Annotated in this window: 16 protein-coding genes; all 16 read right to left on the bottom strand. The window is 63.8% G+C overall.

The window, feature by feature from the left end:
* Positions 1-27: 27 nt before the first annotated feature.
* The 16 genes from V7778_RS16730 to V7778_RS16660 all read right to left on the bottom strand — a co-directional run bounded on the left by V7778_RS16730 (position 28) and on the right by V7778_RS16660 (position 16,914).
* Positions 28-642: a hypothetical protein gene (locus V7778_RS16730; RefSeq protein ID WP_335557311.1), complete on the bottom strand. Its 615-nt coding sequence runs from the start codon at positions 640-642 to the stop codon at positions 28-30.
* Positions 642-1,523: a hypothetical protein gene (locus tag V7778_RS16725; RefSeq protein ID WP_335557309.1), complete on the bottom strand. Its 882-nt coding sequence runs from the start codon at positions 1,521-1,523 to the stop codon at positions 642-644. Before V7778_RS16725 ends, V7778_RS16730 begins: the two co-directional genes overlap by 1 nt.
* Entirely contained in the window at positions 1,520-2,230 is a 711-nt protein-coding gene (locus tag V7778_RS16720) for a hypothetical protein (protein ID WP_335557306.1), read from the bottom strand. Before V7778_RS16720 ends, V7778_RS16725 begins: the two co-directional genes overlap by 4 nt.
* Positions 2,230-3,150 (bottom strand): hypothetical protein, encoded by a 921-nt coding sequence (locus tag V7778_RS16715; RefSeq protein WP_335557305.1) that lies wholly within the window; start codon positions 3,148-3,150, stop codon positions 2,230-2,232. The genes V7778_RS16720 and V7778_RS16715 overlap by 1 nt, the downstream gene beginning before the upstream one ends.
* Complete coding sequence (locus tag V7778_RS16710; protein WP_335557303.1) at positions 3,147-7,982, bottom strand: tape measure protein; 4,836 nt, start codon at positions 7,980-7,982, stop codon at positions 3,147-3,149. The genes V7778_RS16715 and V7778_RS16710 overlap by 4 nt, the downstream gene beginning before the upstream one ends.
* 44 nt (positions 7,983-8,026) lie before the next feature.
* Entirely contained in the window at positions 8,027-8,329 is a 303-nt protein-coding gene (locus V7778_RS16705; protein ID WP_335557301.1) for a hypothetical protein, read from the bottom strand.
* A 143-nt stretch (positions 8,330-8,472) separates the two neighbouring features.
* On the bottom strand, positions 8,473-8,880 hold the full coding sequence (locus V7778_RS16700) for a hypothetical protein (protein WP_335557300.1): 408 nt from the start codon (positions 8,878-8,880) through the stop codon (positions 8,473-8,475).
* 102 nt (positions 8,881-8,982) lie between these two features.
* Positions 8,983-9,429, bottom strand: a complete 447-nt coding sequence (locus V7778_RS16695; RefSeq protein WP_335557298.1) for a hypothetical protein — start codon at positions 9,427-9,429, stop codon at positions 8,983-8,985.
* A 92-nt stretch (positions 9,430-9,521) separates the two neighbouring features.
* Positions 9,522-9,917, bottom strand: a complete 396-nt coding sequence (locus V7778_RS16690; RefSeq protein WP_335557296.1) for a hypothetical protein — start codon at positions 9,915-9,917, stop codon at positions 9,522-9,524.
* A complete protein-coding gene (locus V7778_RS16685) occupies positions 9,914-10,396 on the bottom strand; it encodes an HK97-gp10 family putative phage morphogenesis protein (RefSeq protein ID WP_335557294.1) in 483 nt (160 codons plus the stop codon). The genes V7778_RS16690 and V7778_RS16685 overlap by 4 nt, the downstream gene beginning before the upstream one ends.
* Positions 10,389-10,745 (bottom strand): phage head completion protein, encoded by a 357-nt coding sequence (locus V7778_RS25180; protein WP_442920733.1) that lies wholly within the window; start codon positions 10,743-10,745, stop codon positions 10,389-10,391. The genes V7778_RS16685 and V7778_RS25180 overlap by 8 nt, the downstream gene beginning before the upstream one ends.
* On the bottom strand, positions 10,745-11,311 hold the full coding sequence (locus V7778_RS16680) for a head-tail connector protein (RefSeq protein WP_335557293.1): 567 nt from the start codon (positions 11,309-11,311) through the stop codon (positions 10,745-10,747). Before V7778_RS16680 ends, V7778_RS25180 begins: the two co-directional genes overlap by 1 nt.
* Before the next feature lie 163 nt (positions 11,312-11,474).
* Positions 11,475-14,189 (bottom strand): sialate O-acetylesterase, encoded by a 2,715-nt coding sequence (locus V7778_RS16675; protein WP_335557291.1) that lies wholly within the window; start codon positions 14,187-14,189, stop codon positions 11,475-11,477.
* A gap of 232 nt (positions 14,190-14,421) precedes the next feature.
* A complete protein-coding gene (locus tag V7778_RS16670; RefSeq protein ID WP_335557289.1) occupies positions 14,422-14,796 on the bottom strand; it encodes a hypothetical protein in 375 nt (124 codons plus the stop codon).
* A gap of 39 nt (positions 14,797-14,835) precedes the next feature.
* Complete coding sequence (locus V7778_RS16665; protein ID WP_335557288.1) at positions 14,836-16,176, bottom strand: phage major capsid protein; 1,341 nt, start codon at positions 16,174-16,176, stop codon at positions 14,836-14,838.
* Between the two features lie 63 nt (positions 16,177-16,239).
* Complete coding sequence (locus tag V7778_RS16660; RefSeq protein ID WP_335557286.1) at positions 16,240-16,914, bottom strand: HK97 family phage prohead protease; 675 nt, start codon at positions 16,912-16,914, stop codon at positions 16,240-16,242.
* Between the last annotated feature and the right edge of the window lie 9 nt (positions 16,915-16,923).

Genomic DNA, 16,923 nt, shown 5'->3' with positions numbered 1-16,923 from the left:
GTGGCGCCGTAACGCCAAGCGGAGAATTTACAGCAGCGGCTCTTGCACCGGTGGTGGCGGTAGCTCGGCGATCAGTTCCGCATGCGTCGGTTGCGGCCGGACTCCGGCCTTCACATCGGCCAAGACCTCGTGGCACTTCGCATAACACTCCGAGCGGAACCTGCGCAGTGCAATCCCCTCCTGCTGGAATCGGGCGACCGCGGGCTCGTCGGCGTAGCTGATAGCCGAAATAATGCTCATGTAGCCGAAGGCCTGAGCGACCGCGTGGATGTGCGCGTCGACGGCGGCCTCGTAGCCGGCCAGGACCTCGGCCTCGGTTGGCTCATGCGGCGGCAAGACCGCGTCCCGTACCGAGCCGACGGCAAGCAGCGGCAGGGGCGTCGGGGTGTTCGGGTCCTTGACCGCGTGCATGGTGTCGAACCAGTCGAATGGACAGTAGCGCAGGATCAGCGCGTGCAGCTCCTCGCCCTGCGGTGCGGGCACGGGCAGCGTAATCGCATACTCGGTCCGATAGCGCGGCTGACGGCTCTCGTCGTAGCCCGAGATCAGCGCAGATTCCGGCAGCACGTCCGAGAAGAAACGCACGCGGATCTGATGGTCGGTCGGGTCCGTGTCGACGATTCGGTATTGAATTTTAGGCATTAAGTGGTGGCTCCTGAAATGGTCCCGGGTTCGAGGACCGTGACGTTTGCATAGCTCGTGATGGCAGCCCCCTGCGCGCCGACTGCGCCGTCGGGGGCCTTGACGCTGTTGCCGGTCGACCCCGCCGGCCCGCCAGCCTTGCCGGCTTGATTGGTGTAGGTGAGGCCGACTTCGGAACCGGTTGCAGACTGGCCGGGGTCGCCGGCGTCGGTCGTAAAACCGCCATCCCCGCCGAGGGTGTTTGCGCTGCCCTTGGTGCCCAGCGTGCGCCCCAGGCTGCCGTGGCCGCCGTCGCCGCCGGTGTAGTAGGTTGGGAACTGGCCGTCGCTCGTGGTGATCTTGCGTCCGCCCGCACCGCCGCCGCCGCCGCCGCCACCATTGCCGCCGGCGCCGGTGCCGCCAATACCCTTCGCGCCGCCCGCGCCGCCTGCGACGGTACCCAGGTTGCGCAGCCGCAGCTTATAGAGCGCTGCCAGCGCGGGACCGCCAGGGCCGCCGTTGGTGCCGGCTGTCGCCTGCCCGGTGCCGCCCTTGCTGCCGGCGCTACCGGCCGTCGCCGCCGTGCTGCCGGTGCCGCCGCTACCACCCGCGCCGCCATTGCCCGACCCGCCCCGCGTGCCGGTGCCGTGCGTGCCGGGCGCACCCTGCGCGCCGCTGATGGTGCCCGAGTTGATAAGGGCAATCGTCGTGCCGGGCGCCCAGCCGGTCCCCGTGGTGAGCGCCGGCACGGCCGTGCTGCTGGCGGTAATCGCGCCGTCGACCAGGCACAGGACCATTGCAGGCCCTTTCGGGCTGCCCGCAGCGGCCCGCATGTTGTAGTCGACCGCGTTGCCGGGTCGCAGGACGATCGCGCGCGGCAGGACCATCGGCAAGCCCATCATTTCGAGTACCCCGGCATGTAGGAGCCGTACAGGTTGACGCCGTCGCTGATGAACGAGAAAACGGTGCGGCGGTTCGGGCGCACGTCGATATCCGGCGGCACGTCATCGGGGAATACGAACGCGGCATCGAATGCCAGGGACCGGCCGCCTGTGGCGTCCTGCTTCACGTGCATCACGTACGGGCCGGCCTTGAGGTTGGTCGGTGCGGCGAGTGTGCGATTTCCGACCAGGGTGAGCGTCGGCACTTCGATGGCGCCGGCGTTCCAGGCTATCGGCGTGCCCGAGCTGCCCGAGTCGACAAGGTTGCCGGCTGCCGGCGGAACAACCGTGATGTTTTTCCAGTTGGTGGGGTCGTTAGCCGGATCGGTGTTGCTCACGCTTGAGGGGGTGCGCTTGCGATAGGTGAAATTGTCCGAAGGGCTGATCACGGAGGCGTTCAGCGCGTAGGTCGCGCCGGACACCCATGTGACGGCGCCGGCCGACTGGGCCGCTTGCGCCGCGGCCGCCGCGGCCTGCTCGGCGGCCTGGGCGCTGGAGTTCACGTCGAGCGCGAGTGCATTGGCTTGCCCCGAGAACTGGTCGATGGCCAGCTGCAGGGGACCGATCTTCGAGAACATCTCCTCGGTGTTGTCATCGAGGTTGGCAGGGTCATCCCGGCTGGGCGCGACGCCGATCTGCGGAAGTTGTACGGTGATTTGTGCTGGCATCAGGTCAACTCCTGAATTTGAAGATTAAGGAACGAGCCGGCCGGCCCGTCCACCACGATTTGGAAATCCTGGGCGAATCCGAAGAGGTTCAGGGCGCCGAACTTGGGGCTGCCCAGCCAAGCTCGAGGCGACGACTTGGCCGACGTCAGCAGCCGTATTACCTCGTCGACGCTCTCGTTCTCGACGAACAGGTCGTACTCGACCACGCGGACCGCGCGGCGCGGCGTGAACTTCGTGCCCCCCCACTGGTCCGTCTCCACCTTGGAGTAGTCCACGGTACGGACACTGGGCTTCCACTGCACATTGCCCAGAAAGTCGAAACGACCGATCTGCACCTCGCCGACCTGTGGAAGATTCCCCGGCCACGAGACGATGACCTCGAAGATGGCATTTCGATAGGCTGGAATGTCCGTGAAGGAAACATCACGTCGGAACGAGACAGGCTTGAAGAACCACTCGGTGAACGTGCGGCAGTTGCGCAAGCGCAGGTTCTGCGTCTGGTCGTACTTCACCGAGCCGTCGGGCAGTGTGACGCGCACGCGCACGCTCGACGCGTAGACGCCGAACAGCGCGACCGAGTCCACGCGCACCCCAGGCGTTAGCGTCCACGACAGCACCTCGCTGTCCGCGACGCTCGCCGTGTTCATCACGGAGTCGAACGCCGCAAACAGGTTGGTGGGGCGCACCAGGATCCACTTCGCGCTCGCCCCGGTGAGATTGTTCTCCGGGTAGTCCGTCGACGCCGCGGTCGCGGAGTGCGCCACGACGCACTCGTAGATCCTGTGGTCAGGGCGGCGCACGCGCTGCCCAACCGTCTTCGCCCCGGTCGTCCACAGCGGCGCGTCGACGCTATCACTCTCCGATAGCGTCGACGCCGCCATGACCTGGTCAGTGATCGGGATTGGCGCGATCAACTTCATGCATTGCTCTCCTCTCTGATTTCAACGCCAACCCGGTCCATGTTCTCGAGGCTGTTCGCCGCGCGGCCGGCATTCTTCGCCGTTTGATACAGCACCGGGAACACGGCCGCCTGGAGCTCGTGGATCGCGTCGACGACCTGGCGGTTGTCCAGCATCTGCCTCGACTCGCTATGGGAGACCACGCGCGAGGGGCCGGTGTGCTCGACCTCCCAGCCCGTCTCCCCCACGACACGCCACCCACCCGCATGCGCGCCGCCGGCCGCGTACCCCGGGATTCCCTTGAGCTTCTTGTACTCGTCGCTCTGCTTCATGGCCTCGCGGATCTCGGCGAGCGACACGCCTTCGGCCAGCCTGTCCTTCCAGAACTCCAGGCCCGAAGCATCCGGCGCGCGCTTCAGGATTTCCTGATACAGCTTGGCGATGCTGCCGCTGGAGCTGGCCACAGGATTGGCCTGTGCGGCGCCGACCGACGACGCCATGGCGGCGATCGCGTGCGCGAGGGTCAGCTGAGACACGTCCAGGCCATTCAGCGCGTCGATCTGCGCCTGGCCGTTCGCCACGATCTTGTCGAGCGCGGTGACTTGGCTCTCCAGCTGCTTGAGCGACCTCTCCTCGAGCGACAGGGTGTCGTCGGTCAGGTCGGCCAGGTCCTCGATGCCGGTGCGGGTCAGGTAGAAGTCGCGCAGATAGTCCGCTTGGGACGCGAACACCCCGGACGCATCCTTGCTCAGCACCGACAGGGCGCTTTTCAGGCTGTCAGCGCTGGGCAGCATGCCGCCGGCCTTGGCGATCGCCAGGGCTGACTGGATCTGCGCCTGGGCGCTGATCCGCGATTCCAGACCGCCGTCCAGGCCGCCCATCGAATCGAGCGCGCCGCGTAGGGACGACGACAAGGCCTGGTGCTTCGCGATCAGCTCCTGCTCCTTGGCGATGCGGTCCTGCAGCAGGGACTTTTCGCGGTCGACCACACGGCGCAGAGCCGAGAACGCGCTGTCCACCCCACCCAGGAGACTGGCGCCCAGGTCCTTGCGGGCCTGGAGCTCCTTCCGGAGAGCTTCAGCCTGGTCCTCAACAACGACCGTCACCGCCTCGACCAGCGGATGCAGCTGGGCGAACACGCCGGCATGCTTGAACAGCACCGCAGCAGCCGTCGCTCCGCTCTCGCCCAAGGCAAGCTGCTGTTCTACGAGCGCACGGAACCCATCCCGGGTCGATGGGACGGCCAAGCCGACCGCCTGGAACGCCTCCGCCATCTGCTTTTGCACCGCCGCGGTCTTCTCGGTCTCGCTGTAGAAGTTGTCGTAGTAGACCGAAGCGCTCGAGGCCAGCGCCTCAATGCCACCGGCCGCCTTCATCAGGGCGGAAACAGCGGCGTCACTCAAGGACGAGAACCCGACCAATTGGGCCCCCATGGCCTTGAGCGCCGCCTGGGTGGCGTTGATGCTGTCGACGAGCTTCGCCAGTTCCTCGATGCTCGCGCCTTCGCCGACGCCGTCCAGCATGGTCTTGGCCCAGCCGGGCAGCCCGATACCGTCCAGAGCGACTCGCACCGACTTGCTCAAGGCCTCCAGGTACTGCTTCTGGCCTGCCTCGCCGTCCGCGAACTCCTTCGGCGCCCACTTCGAGGTGCGGCTGTCCTGCCAGTCGATGAGCTTCTCGCCCATCTTGGAGATCACCAGCGCGCCCCAGGCACCGTCTTTACTCGTGTCGTCGGCAAAGGCGGTCGCGGCGGTGTAGCCGGCCGTCTTGCCGAAGGCCAGGGCAGTGCTGTCGAGAATACTGACCACGCCGCCGGCCAGCTGGCTGACGAACTGCTCGGTCTTCTCATTCGTGCGCGTCGCCTCGAATCGCAGCATTTCGGCACGGATGGTGGACACCTGGTCGCCGGTGGCCGAGGCCGCGCCGCCAGTGTGGTAGGTGCCCGAGGTATCGAGCTTTTTCCAGATCGCCACCGCGGCGCCAATACCGAGCGCGATTGGACCCAGCGCTCCAGCGACCATGCCGAGACCCGAAGCGATGCCGCCCAGCGTGCCAGTTGCTGCGAGCGATCCAGCAGCTGCCAGCGAACCACCCAACGTGGTGGCGCCGGTCAGCCAGCCGGCGCCGGCCATCAGGGACCCGGTCAGGCCGCCGGCACCGAACAGCCCAGCCAATCCTGCGGCACCGGATGCGAGTCCCATGGCGTTCCCGGCACCTCCACCCGACGCAGCCGCTGCCGTGGTTGCGACAGGACCACCAACCATGCTGGCAATCCCTTGAGAGATCGGGTTCGTGATGGCACTGATCACCGGGCGCAAGACCAGCGTCTTGAACATGTTCTTCAACGTGTCGACCAGGTTCTCGCCGAAGCCCTTGCCCGACTCGAAGCCGCGCAGCAGGGCGTCGGTCAAGGATTGCTCGATCGATTCGGCAGCGCGCTTCCACTCCTCCTGGGCTTTCTTAGCCGCGTCGACCTGCTCCATAGCGCCGAGCGCGGCCGCGTTGCGCTTCTTGGCCGCGATCAGCTTCTCGAGCGTCTCGATCTCGTCGAGCGTCAGGCCCAGCGACGAACGCTGCGCGAGCTGATCTTCCAGGCGCGCCAGCTCAAGCTGCTCGATCGCGGACTTGGTCATGCCGTAGGTGCGTGCCAGGTCTTCGTTCTGGGAGGCTTCAGCCTCGGCATCCTTGACGCGCTCGGCAAGGATCCCGGCCGTCATTCCCAGGGCCTCCCCATACGCTTTTTCGAAGTCAGCGACTTGCTTGAGCGCCTTGGCCCGCTCCTGCTCGGCCTTCTGGACGCCAGGCTGCTTGCCGATCAGCTCGGTGACGAGCTCGACGTAGCGCGCCTCGCCAACGTTGCCCGCGGCACGGATGGCCTGCAGGCGGCTCAGGTCCTCCATGTAGGTGGCGGTGACGCCGGACAGCTCGGCAAGCAGGTTTGCATCCTTCTTAATGCCAGCCAACGCCCCTTTGTCCGCATATTTCTCGCGGATCCGTCGCTCCATCTCCGCGTACTCGCTGGTCTTCCCCTTCAGGTCCTGGATGGCCTTAAGCTCGGCCGCCATCTGCTCTTGCTTAGTCGCATGCTCCTTCTTGAATGCAGCAACACGCTCAGCCACCGAGGCCGCGGCAACTGCCGCGCCAGATTTCTCCGCTTTCGCCATCTTGTCCGTCAAATCGGCGATATCGCGCATTACTTTGATCCTGGCGAAGTCCAGCTCGGTATTGCTTTGACCGGTGAACTCTCCGGAGCGGGAATTGATCGCGTTCAGACGAGTTGAAGCAGCCGCGAGCTGGTCTACGTAAGGAAGCGCTTTCTCCGCCTCGCCCTTGTTCAAGCCCGCATTCTTCAGGCTGAGCAGCTTCTCGTTTTTCTCGATCTGCTCATCCAGCCCTTTGATGATCCGAACCTGAGCTTCATCGAATGACTCTGCGGCCTTCTCGGTCGCATCTTTCGACTTGTCACCCCACACCGCCCAAGCCGTCGCAGCCAAACCCAGCACCGTGATGAGTGCGCCGATCGGACCACCAAGGAAGCCCAGCGCGCGTGAAGCAAGACTTGCCGCACCGATCCCGGCGCCGGTGGCGGCGTTGAGTCCTGTTTGCGCCGCTGCTTGCGCTGCTGTAGCGGCGGTGATCTGGGCCGACACCGACGCCTGCTGCCGACCAAGGATCGCCAGCTCGGCGAGCATCGCGGTGCGCTGAGCTTCGGCTACTGCGAGCTCGGCGGTGGCCAAGCGCAAGGTCCTGAGTGCGAAACTCTGGGCGCCGGCGGCCTCGGCCGCAGCCATTGCCGTGCGCGCGGTCGTGATGTTGGCGTTTGAAGATGCCAGTTTTGCGACCGCTTCTTCCCTCGCCACGATCAGCATGCTCTGCGTCACGCCCATTTGCGCCAGCTTGGCGTTCGTGGCCGCGACTTCGGACTCTGCTGCGGCGATGTTCGCAGCGCGCAGCGCGCCAGCGGCGGCGACCTGGCGATAGGTTTCTGCCACCCAACCGCCCAGAATGGAACCCAGCTTGGCCGTACCGATCGTTATCACGGCGCCAGCCACCAACATCAGGTTGCTGGCCAGGAGGGAAAGACCACCCGTAATGGCCGATACCGCACCACTTGCTTGTGCCTGGGTGCCGACAAACTCCATCACGTTGTTCTTCAGAAGCGTGAAAGCACCCGCGATCGTTTGCACGTGCTTCGCCTCATCCTGCAGATCGCTCAGCGCCTGTGGAAGCACGTCGGCCATGATGCCCGACGTAATCTGACCTTCCTCAGCCATCTTCTTCAGCGCTCCCACGGGCACGCCCATGCCGTCGGCAAGCGCCTTCATCAAGCGCGGCGCCGCCTCGTTGACGGCGTTGAATTCTGCGCCACGCAGGGTCCCTGATGCGAATGCCTGGGATAGCTGCAGCATGGCGGAGTGCGACTCCTCAGCCGTGGCGCCAGACACCTTGAGTGCCAGGTTTACGGTCTCGGTGATGTTCGCGACCTGAGCTTGCGCGACACCGAGCTCGCGCGTCCCGTTTGCGATGCGCGCATAGAGAACACCCGTCGCACCGAGATCGGCCTGAGCGGTCGTGGCGATGCGCTTCACATCGGCGTAAGCCTGGGCGTACTCTCGCTGCGACGTAGTGGCCAGCTGCAGCTGTGCCGTGAACTTAGTGTATTGGTCGGTCAGCTGTGCAAGCTGCTGGATGCTGATGCCAGAGCCGATTGAGGCCAGCGCGGCCTTGGCTGCGCTGGCGGCACGCTCCATGCTTGCGGTCGCGCGGCTAACCAGCTGATTGGCACGGTCCATGTCACGCTGCAGCCTTGCGATGTTCGCCATAAGCTGGATTTCGATTTGGCCTGCGATCATCGTTACCTCAAAAAGTAAGAATGCCCGCGCAGCGCGGGCGTTTATCAGCTCAGGAACAGGTCCACTTTCCGCTCTAGCTCAACCCGCTGCAGACGGCGCGCATCGGTCGAATCGGCGAACGGCGGCGGCCGGTCCCGTGCGGTGGCGTGGGCCGACTCGCCAGCGTACTCGACGGACAGGCGCCGAAGCAGTCGCGCCTCCCATGGCTCGAACTGCAGGCCCAGCAGGCGCTGCCACGATTCAATCTCGGTAGCGGTAAGCGGGCCGATGCCCGCGCCGGCCGCCATAGTCGGGCCAAACTCGAAGAGCCAACCGACGAGGTAGCCGCCCCAGTCGAGGGACGGCATGTCTGGCGTGATTCCTTCCGTCTCCAGGGCTTCGCGCCTGGAGAGGATAGGGACCTTGCTCTTGTCGCCCTCGGCCCGCTCTGGGACGGCACTCAACCACGCGGCGTGACGAACGTACACCGCCAGGTTGTCGCCGCCTGCTTTTAGAAATTTGCCCAGTCGCCGTGGAACTTGGCCACCTGCTCGGTGATGTAGCCGAGCTTCGGGTTGCTGTACAGCTCCGTCGCCGTGACCGGCAGGCCGTCGATGTTGGCGGTCACGGCCGTCAGCTTGTCGGCGCTCTGCGCGATTTTGTCGTCAACGGTTTCCTTCACGGGCTTGCCGCGCATCGCGGCGAAGGTTTTGGCCGTGTTGGCCTGCTCCTGGCGGTGCTGGGCGCTCAGTGCCTCGCGGGTGCCCGGGCTGCGCACCTCGATGCGCACCGGACGGCCGTTGAACAGCAGCGGGCCGTCGTCCTTTTTGTTCTGGACTTCCAGCCAGGCGGTGTCGCGGGCTTCCAGGTCGGCGATGGTCGATGCGGTGGTGTTGGTATTCTGGTCGTTCTGGTTCATGGTGTTTCCTTTTCGCGGGATGATGAATGCCCGTGCCGGCCGCCGCTTCCCGCGAAGGAAGACGGCGCCCGGTCGGTGCTCAGGGGTGGCCGAAGCCGGGGGTTAAGCCTTGATGGTGTCGGTCTGGCGCAGCAGGGTGAAGTTGCCCTTGACGGCGTCATTGCCTGTGCCGTTGTTCTCGAGGAATTCGAGAACCTGAGCGGTGAAGTAGCGGATATCGCCGTTCTGCTTCACCAACTTAAACGAGGGGATGCTGTGATCACGCGAGGCCGCGTCGATAATCATCTGGCCTGCGTCGTCTTCGACCCAGCCGCATTCGAACTGGGCGTTGGGCAGCTTGAACGTCCCCTTTTTCTCGATTTCCTGAGATTCGTCGACGAAGCTCATCGTCGAGGTGCTGTAGGTGCGACCGACGACGCCGCCGACGTTGCTGATCTTGCCGACCTTGACCCAGGCCAGCTCGGCGAACGCCACCGCCGTCTGGGCTGACGGTGCGTCCTCGCAGACGAACAACTGGGAGCCGGCGACGGTATCGAAATCTGTTGCCATGATTTGGTGCCTTTCAATTAAAAAAGCCCGCGCGCATATGCGACACGGGCGGGCGAAAAAGGCCGCTCGCGGCGGCCACTTGGTGGTGCGGACTAAACGGGCTCTAGGTACGTGACAATGAAATCCCGAGACTGCTGGAACAGGCTTGCTTCCGGGTTCTGCAGGTCCGGGCCGACAGCGTCGCGCAGTACGCTCCGCACTTCAACGCCGGCAACGGTACCGGTAAAGACGCCATCGCCTAAGCGCGCGGCCAGCAACAGGTCCTTCTGGGTGCCGTACGACTCCGCGTGCACGGTGACCTGAACGCGGGCAGTAACCATTCTGCTTGTGCGGTCGACTGTATCAGCCTCGCGCCGGCTGATCTCTCGAAGGCCGATGGCCGGCACCTGGTCGTAATCGATGTCGCCGGCGCAAACGTTGTCGCCGACAATCGCCTGGACCGGATCATGATCCAGCAACAGCGCGCGCATGATGGCGATCGCGTTCATTCAGCCTCCAACGCTGGCACATTGATTCCTTCCTTGGTCAAGCGCCCCCGGACCTTATCTGCCACCGCCGCGATCGCTGCTTGCGACTTCGCGTCAAGGGCGGGTCGCATGTAGGGCTTGGGCTGTGAGCCAGGATGATCGACCTCGCCAGCGATCGCGCCGCCGAAAGACAGTGCTCGCTGTCGCTTTGGCCTGATCTTGTGCGGCGCTGTCCCGAACTCTACCCAGTGCCAGTGCGGCGCACGTCGTCCGCCCGCTTTAACAGAAGCGTAGACGGTCCCTCGCCTAATCCTGGTGGTCACTTGCACACTGGCGCTCAAGTCGCCGTCGTCATCACGGATATTGGCGCGCGCTTCGTCACGGAACACAATGCCGCCCGCGCGGAGGGCTGCCCGCATGATGTTCTTCTCGATCTTCACCGGTAGCTGCTGGAGAAATTCAGCCACCTGCCGGCCACCGATGATTGTTTCCTCAGCCATTTCCCACCTCCTCGAGCATACATTCCACGTGCATGCGGTCATCCAGCAGCGCAGGCCCCGCAACCACTTGCATTACCCGCTCACCACGGCCGTGCAGTACCACACGCATGTCTGCCGTGATGAGTATCTGCTTACGAACTCGGAAGCGAGCCTGGCGAGTACCTACTCGTGCCCCGTTGTTAGAGCTCTCGGCGCGGCTCGGAAGTACGTCCTGTACGTTGCACCAGACACGCTCCGCAACCGTCGCCCATTCACCAGCGTTTCCAACCTTCCGGCCGTAGAGCGAATCCCGTGCAATTGGGCGCTGCTGGATGGTCGCTCGCTCGTTGAGTTTGAATGGGGAGACCATCAGCCGTACACCTTATAACGGTCAAGCAAGCGGTGGAGGGTCTCGCTCGTGCGCGTTCCCTCAGGCGCGAAATGCTCGTAGACCCGGCCGAGGATGTAGCCCTGAATTCCTTCCGGGACTGCGGAGTAGTCCGCTCCATAACCTGCCGTGTATCGAAGCGACACGGCATGAACCCGCTCCTCCGACACCGGCCAGGTCCTGCCACGTGCCGGCACCACATAACCGGGCTCACTCAGCCGGTCGACTTGATAATCTTGCGGGTCGAGCAGGCGGAGCTGGCCGTCAGGATCGTAGAACGAAATTTGAAGCACTGCGATCACAGGAGGGTTATCGAGCTCGAAAGCGCCTGCGCCACCTCGCATTCCTATCGGGAAGGCGTCGAGCGTGACTTCCCACGTTTGCTCAACGATCGCACGCCTTGTAAGCGCTTCTACCTCGTCTGTGTAGAAGCGCACCGCCTTCTCGACCTGGTCGTCCATACCTGCCCCTTCGGCACGAGCCGCAGCTATGGCATCGGCTAGAGATACTGCGAGTCCAATGGGAGGTACCACACATCGGGTAACCATGGCTACCTCCCTTGAACTTCAGGAGGGCGCACCGCAACGACGCTCAGGGTCGGCGCATACCCGCTTCCGAGCGGTGCACGCGCGTACTGCGGCTCTGGCCGAGGATTGGGCACCGGCTCGCGCGGCGCGTCCAACACGATGACTTTGCAGATGATCGACTTCTTCATTGGTTCACCAGGTCGATGTAGACCGTCCGCTCGTCTTTAAGCGGTGGAGTGGTTGCGGTCTCGATTTCAAAGGTAATGGTCGCCTCGGCCGCCGTCGCGCCGCTGAAGACCATTGTGGTAAGTGCGCCCTCGGCAAATGCACCGACCTGCATCACGCCGAAGATCGTTGCTGTGAACTTTGCGATGGGCGGGTTACCTACGTCAGCCAGCCATGGCCCCCAGTTCAGCGTGACGTCGAGCGTCGCCTGCGGGTCTTTGGCGCCGCGAGGCTTGGCGGGATTGCCGAGGTTCCACCAAGGGCCGCCTGTGAGTGCCTTCGACGTTGGGCTCACCGTCAGAGTGCGGGCTGGCGACGGGGTAAAGCTCAATTCCTCTCCGCCGCCAGGCGCGGCGACCGTCGTCAGCGAGCCTGAAAGCGGAGCAGAACGCAGTCCGGACCCGCTGTAGGCCCGAACGCGCACCGGATGGACCGTCTCAGGCTGCAGTCCGGATACGTCGACCGTCAGTACGTTGTCCACGTCCTCGTAATCGGTGCCAGAATTGATACTGACCTCGTAGCCGGTCGCCGGCGAGGAACCAGTGGCGGCAGCCCACGACAGCGTGCCGCCCGACGAGGTGACGTTCGATATGGTCAGGCTGCCGACCATTTCCAGTGTCTCGTCTTCCGCGACGTAGCTGTAGGCGGCGTTCAGCGGTACGAATGCCCGGTTGGCGATTTCGTTGATCTCGCTCACAGTGCCGTAGTGGACGCTGGACGAGAATGCGCCATTCAGGTCGGCGTATCCTCCGCAGTTGGGGTTGGTTTGGCCCACTTGCACGATCGCGTCATGGATCGCAGTGAAGTTCGCTCCTGTGCCAGTGACGTTGATCGCCCACACGAACCACTTCCGCCCAAAACGCGTAAACCAGTCGTTGACCCGGCCGTTAAGCTCGGTCACGAACTGCGCCTTCGTCAAGCTCCCTTCAGTGTCGGCCTCACCTTGCCACCACAACACCGCCTTGTGGTCACCGATTTGCGTCGCACGCGCGACCGCTGCACCATACAACTTCGTTGTATCGGTAGATGCCGCCCAGGCAGCCATGCTCGTCGAACCGACTGCACACGGCACGAAAGCAACAGGAACACCACCATCCATGATCTTGGTCGCCAAGGCACCAAAATAGGAGCCAAGAGGCGTTGGGTCGATCTGGACGCCGTAGGTGGCGGCGGTCGAGTTGTCGAACTTGTCGGACGCGCTCTCCTGGTGCTGCGCCCAGACTCCGTTCTTGTTCAGCTTGGTCGAGACCCAGGCCGGATTCGCCGCCGGGGCGACTGGCTGCACGTAAGCGCCCGATTTACCTACATGGTTCGACTGTCCCATGACCATGAACACATCACCTACGCCAACGGTAGCGATGGTGGCGGACACGCCAGTCGAATTGGCGAACCGGACGTCGATGTCCCCTTGTCCAGGGCCGGACAGCGTGATGGTCTTGTCGAACGCACCACCCGTCGGCGCCGCGTCCAGCGTCATCCATGCGCCACCTCTCCAGCGATATTGCAGCGCGGAAGGTGTGCCAGTGTAGGTGCCGGAGATACGCACCGATGCCTGGTTGGATGCGTTCCTTTGGAAGGTGCGGTAGGGCACAGCCGACTGCTGCGTGCTGGGCGCGGTGAACTCGATCGACGAGGACACGACAGTGATGCCGGTCGCCGTGTCTGTGACACTCGTTGCGTTCGCCCAGCGCACCGACAAAGTACCGGTGCCAGGAGTTTGGCCTGTCAAGGTGCCGGCGAACGTCCCTTCCCCCGGGTCCGCGTCAATGACTTGCCACACGCCGCCGTTGAAAGAGGCTTCGATTGCTGTCGGCACGCCAGCACCGGCGTAGGTCCCCGCGATTGGGACGCTCGTGCCGAATGTGGTGCCGTCGGCAGGGGCGCTTATCGCGATGCTGTTGGGCGCAACGCCGTTCTCGTAGTAGTCGTAAGGGTTTGCTGCGTGGGCGGCTACCTCCGCGTCCGATAGGCCGCGGCTCCAGTAAATTTCGTCCAAGTGGACAACGTCCACGCTGTTTGACGATCCATAGTTGCCGACGACGGTTTGCGAACCGCCGTTCGTCGCTAGAAAGTCCGTCGTGTCGCCGTTGCGCGTCACGATAAGCACGCCGTCCACGAAACACTTCAGCACTCCCGCCGTGCGGGTGATGTGCAGTGAAGTAACCGCATTCGGAAGGAACCCCGGGGCGCCCGGGGAATTCCACAGCAGAAAGTTGGACGCACCTACCTTGCTGGTCCAGTGCCATTTCCCGGTCGATGTAACCTCGTAGAGACGCATGACGACCTTCTCCCCACCGCCGTCTGTGATGCGGCCAATGTTGCGCTCGAGCGTAGCCGCTGGCGCGAAACTCGGGGTTCGAATGCGCTTGAAGATGGTGAAGTCGCCAGTGCCCACTGCCATCCCAACGGCTCCGGCGCCAGCAGCATAGTAGAAACCAGTGGTGGTTGAGCGTCCACTTGAGGTATCACGCCCTTTGCCGGCGCTCGTCTGCACGATGAGGGGAGCGACGGCTGGAGCGGTAAAGTGCCGCGCGTTGCCGCTGTGGTCTTTGCCGTTGTCCGCGTCGGTGCTGCCGTTTTCGGCCGCGAAGTCAAAGGCAGCCAGAATGCCTACGTTGAGCGGGTCATTCTTGAGCGTGAGCGGGTAGACGCGGCTTGAGCGGGCGACTGGCATATCTTTCTCCGTAAGCGGATATTGTTCGACTTTGCTTCCATGCCGTTAGGCAGGATCGGCTTCAGGGCTGCTGGAAGAGCATGATTAGGTCGTCATCGGACGCCCCGACTATTTCATAAGGGAACAGTCTGATCGGAGGATTCCCTTCGACGACGACTAGGAGCGCGCCTGGCGCCATCGCCTCAGCGCGCAGGTTTGCGAGCCAGGCGACGGTTTCTTCCTTCATGGTTGGCTAGCTTTCAGCTACCGATACGACGCCCTCGATGGACGGCGGCAGTAACGGCTCGCTCGGCTGCGGTGCAGACGTCTGCACAGTCTCCACAGGCGCCGCCGACGGCGTTGGCGGTGCAGGGTTCTGGACCGCCGGCGCCGGGCCGGCGTCGAGAGACTTTTGTGCGGGCGTCTTACGCGACTTGCCACTGCGGGCCGACGACTGCTCTGCGTCCGCCGATTCGGGCTGCATAGGCTGCAAATATTCGGCAGCGCCGCAGTCGTCCACCAGGTGCTTGGCGAAGGCCTCGTCGGTACGCACGATATCGCCGGTATTGAGGGTGCCAAGCTGCGCGGTGATCACCTGACACAGGATGCGGACTTGAACTTGACTCATAGGGTCTCCTGAAGGGCCGCCAGCTGGCGGCCCGGTTGATTAGGCCGGCTTGAGAGCGCCGTAGCGGGCTGCGGCAGGCTTCTCGACGGTCAGGGCCAGGCGACGGTCAGCGCGGATGGTGATCAGTCCGGACTGGAAGTTGTCGCCGTCCGAGTCTGACAGCGCGATCCCGACGTTCTCCCGGTCGTGCAGGGTCGCCGCCTGGGCCAGGCTACCAACCCAGACATTGCCGGCCGGGACGGAGTTGCTGGCCACCACTGGTACGCCGAACAGGCGCGGCGGAGCATCGGAGCCCGGGTCGCCCAGGATGTAACGTCCCTGGGCGTCGGTGGTCAGACGCATCGTCCACCAGTCGACCGTGTTCAGGACCACCACGTCTGCCGGATAGTCCGCGGCGGCGCAATCGCCAATCATCTTGCCGATGAGGCTGAACCGGTTGTTGGCCAGGTCGAGCGCAGTCAGGCCGGCGGCCGTGTAGCCGTGCGGCGTGAAGTTGCCCGCCAAGGCCAGGCCAGACATGTTGGCGCCGACGCCGTTGCCTGCGAAGATTTGAGTTTCGGCACGCAGGTTCACGCCGTAGATCATGCGGCGATTGATGTACGCGGCGAGCGCAGCGTTGTCGGACGCCATCTGGGTCGTGATCTTCAGGAAGTGCGAGATCGTCGACACCGGCATAACACCCGGGGTGAAGGTGATCGAGCTTTGTGGCTTCGCGGTGCCTTCGGCAGTTTCGCCGGCGGCATTGGTAAAGACGTTTTCGCGCACCCACTCGACCGAATTTGCCGAGGTCGGAATCTTGGTCAGCAGCTGCTCCAGCGTGAACACGCGGAAGGCGCCTTCCACCAGGCCCGGCCGACGCTCGCTGAAGGTGTTCGCGATCGCGTTGGTGACGGTGTTCTTCATCTCAACTTCGCCGAACACCTTTTGCTTGGCATTGGCGCCCATGAAGGCCGTGTAGGCTTCGCTCTTGACGAACAGTTGGCCCGGGAGGGCGATATCCTTGCCCTCGTCATCCTTCACCTGGGTGCCACGTTGCTCGAGCTTGACCAGGCGATCCGCCAATGTGCGCTGCTCGACGCCGAGGTTTTCGATCGCGGTCTTGGTATCGTTGCTCACCTTGCCGAGGTTCTTGATCTCTTCTTCGGACTTCTTCGACATGTCGTCGAGCTTGCTCTCGACCTTGCCCAGGGCATCCATGATCTTGACGTCCATTTCGCCCGTCATGCCCATGACCGACAGCGCGCCGACAAGGTCGCCATGCTGCTGCACTACGTGCATCAGGTCGACTCCGCATGCGTAGCTGACGACAGCGGCCACAGCCAGTCCCAGCAGCACGGCCGCACGAACCGGACGGCCACCCAACAGTTTCTTGAATTGCATAATTTTCCTTAAATGAAAAAGCCGCCCGAAGGCGGCCATGGTTTTACGACTGGGGATGGACTACTAGCTCGCCATTCTTTCGAGACGAGCCAGCACTTCGGTTTTGAACCGTTCCTCGCCCTGGTCGCCGGCGTCCCGCGCGGTGAACAGGGTTTTGGCGCGCGCGGACAGTGCCTGGGCCGCGGCCTTGCTGAAACCGCCTACATCCCGCAGGAGTGTTTCAAATTCTCGGATCGTCGCCACCTGCGCGATCTCGTCGGCGCAGCTCTTGACGCTGGCCAGGTCGACCTTCGCGAACGAGTCGGCCGGGAAGGTGACCAGGGACGACTCGATCAGACGCGACACCTTCGTGATGATCCTGCCGGTCGGCGTCTCCTGGTAATCATCCTTGGTCAGGACGTAGCCGATCGAGATCCCTTCGACGGTACCGTGCTTGAGCGCCGCGCGGAGCTGCTCGGCCATCGTGTTGCCCGGCGTGAATTCACCCGTCATCAGGAGGCCGTAGTCATCCTCTACGGCGCTGATCCACTTGCCGATCGGGACCGCGTACTTGTCGTGATTGAAGAACATCTTCGGCATCCCGTATTGCTTGAGGGTCGCCTCGTACGCGCCCTTGAGAATGGTGTCGCCGTATGAATCGACGTTGCCGAAAGTAGATGCGTAGCCGACGAAGGAGCCGGCCGCGCCGTCGTCGAGCTTCAATTGGACCGCCTCGAGCGGCAAAACTTTCACTGGCATGTTTGTTCC

Origin of the sequence: Massilia sp. DD77 (assembly GCF_036961685.1) — a bacterium.
In the GTDB taxonomy this organism is placed as follows: domain Bacteria; phylum Pseudomonadota; class Gammaproteobacteria; order Burkholderiales; family Burkholderiaceae_D; genus Telluria.
The sequence above is the reverse complement of the archived record's forward strand: the minus strand, read 5'-3'. Positions and strand labels throughout refer to the sequence as shown.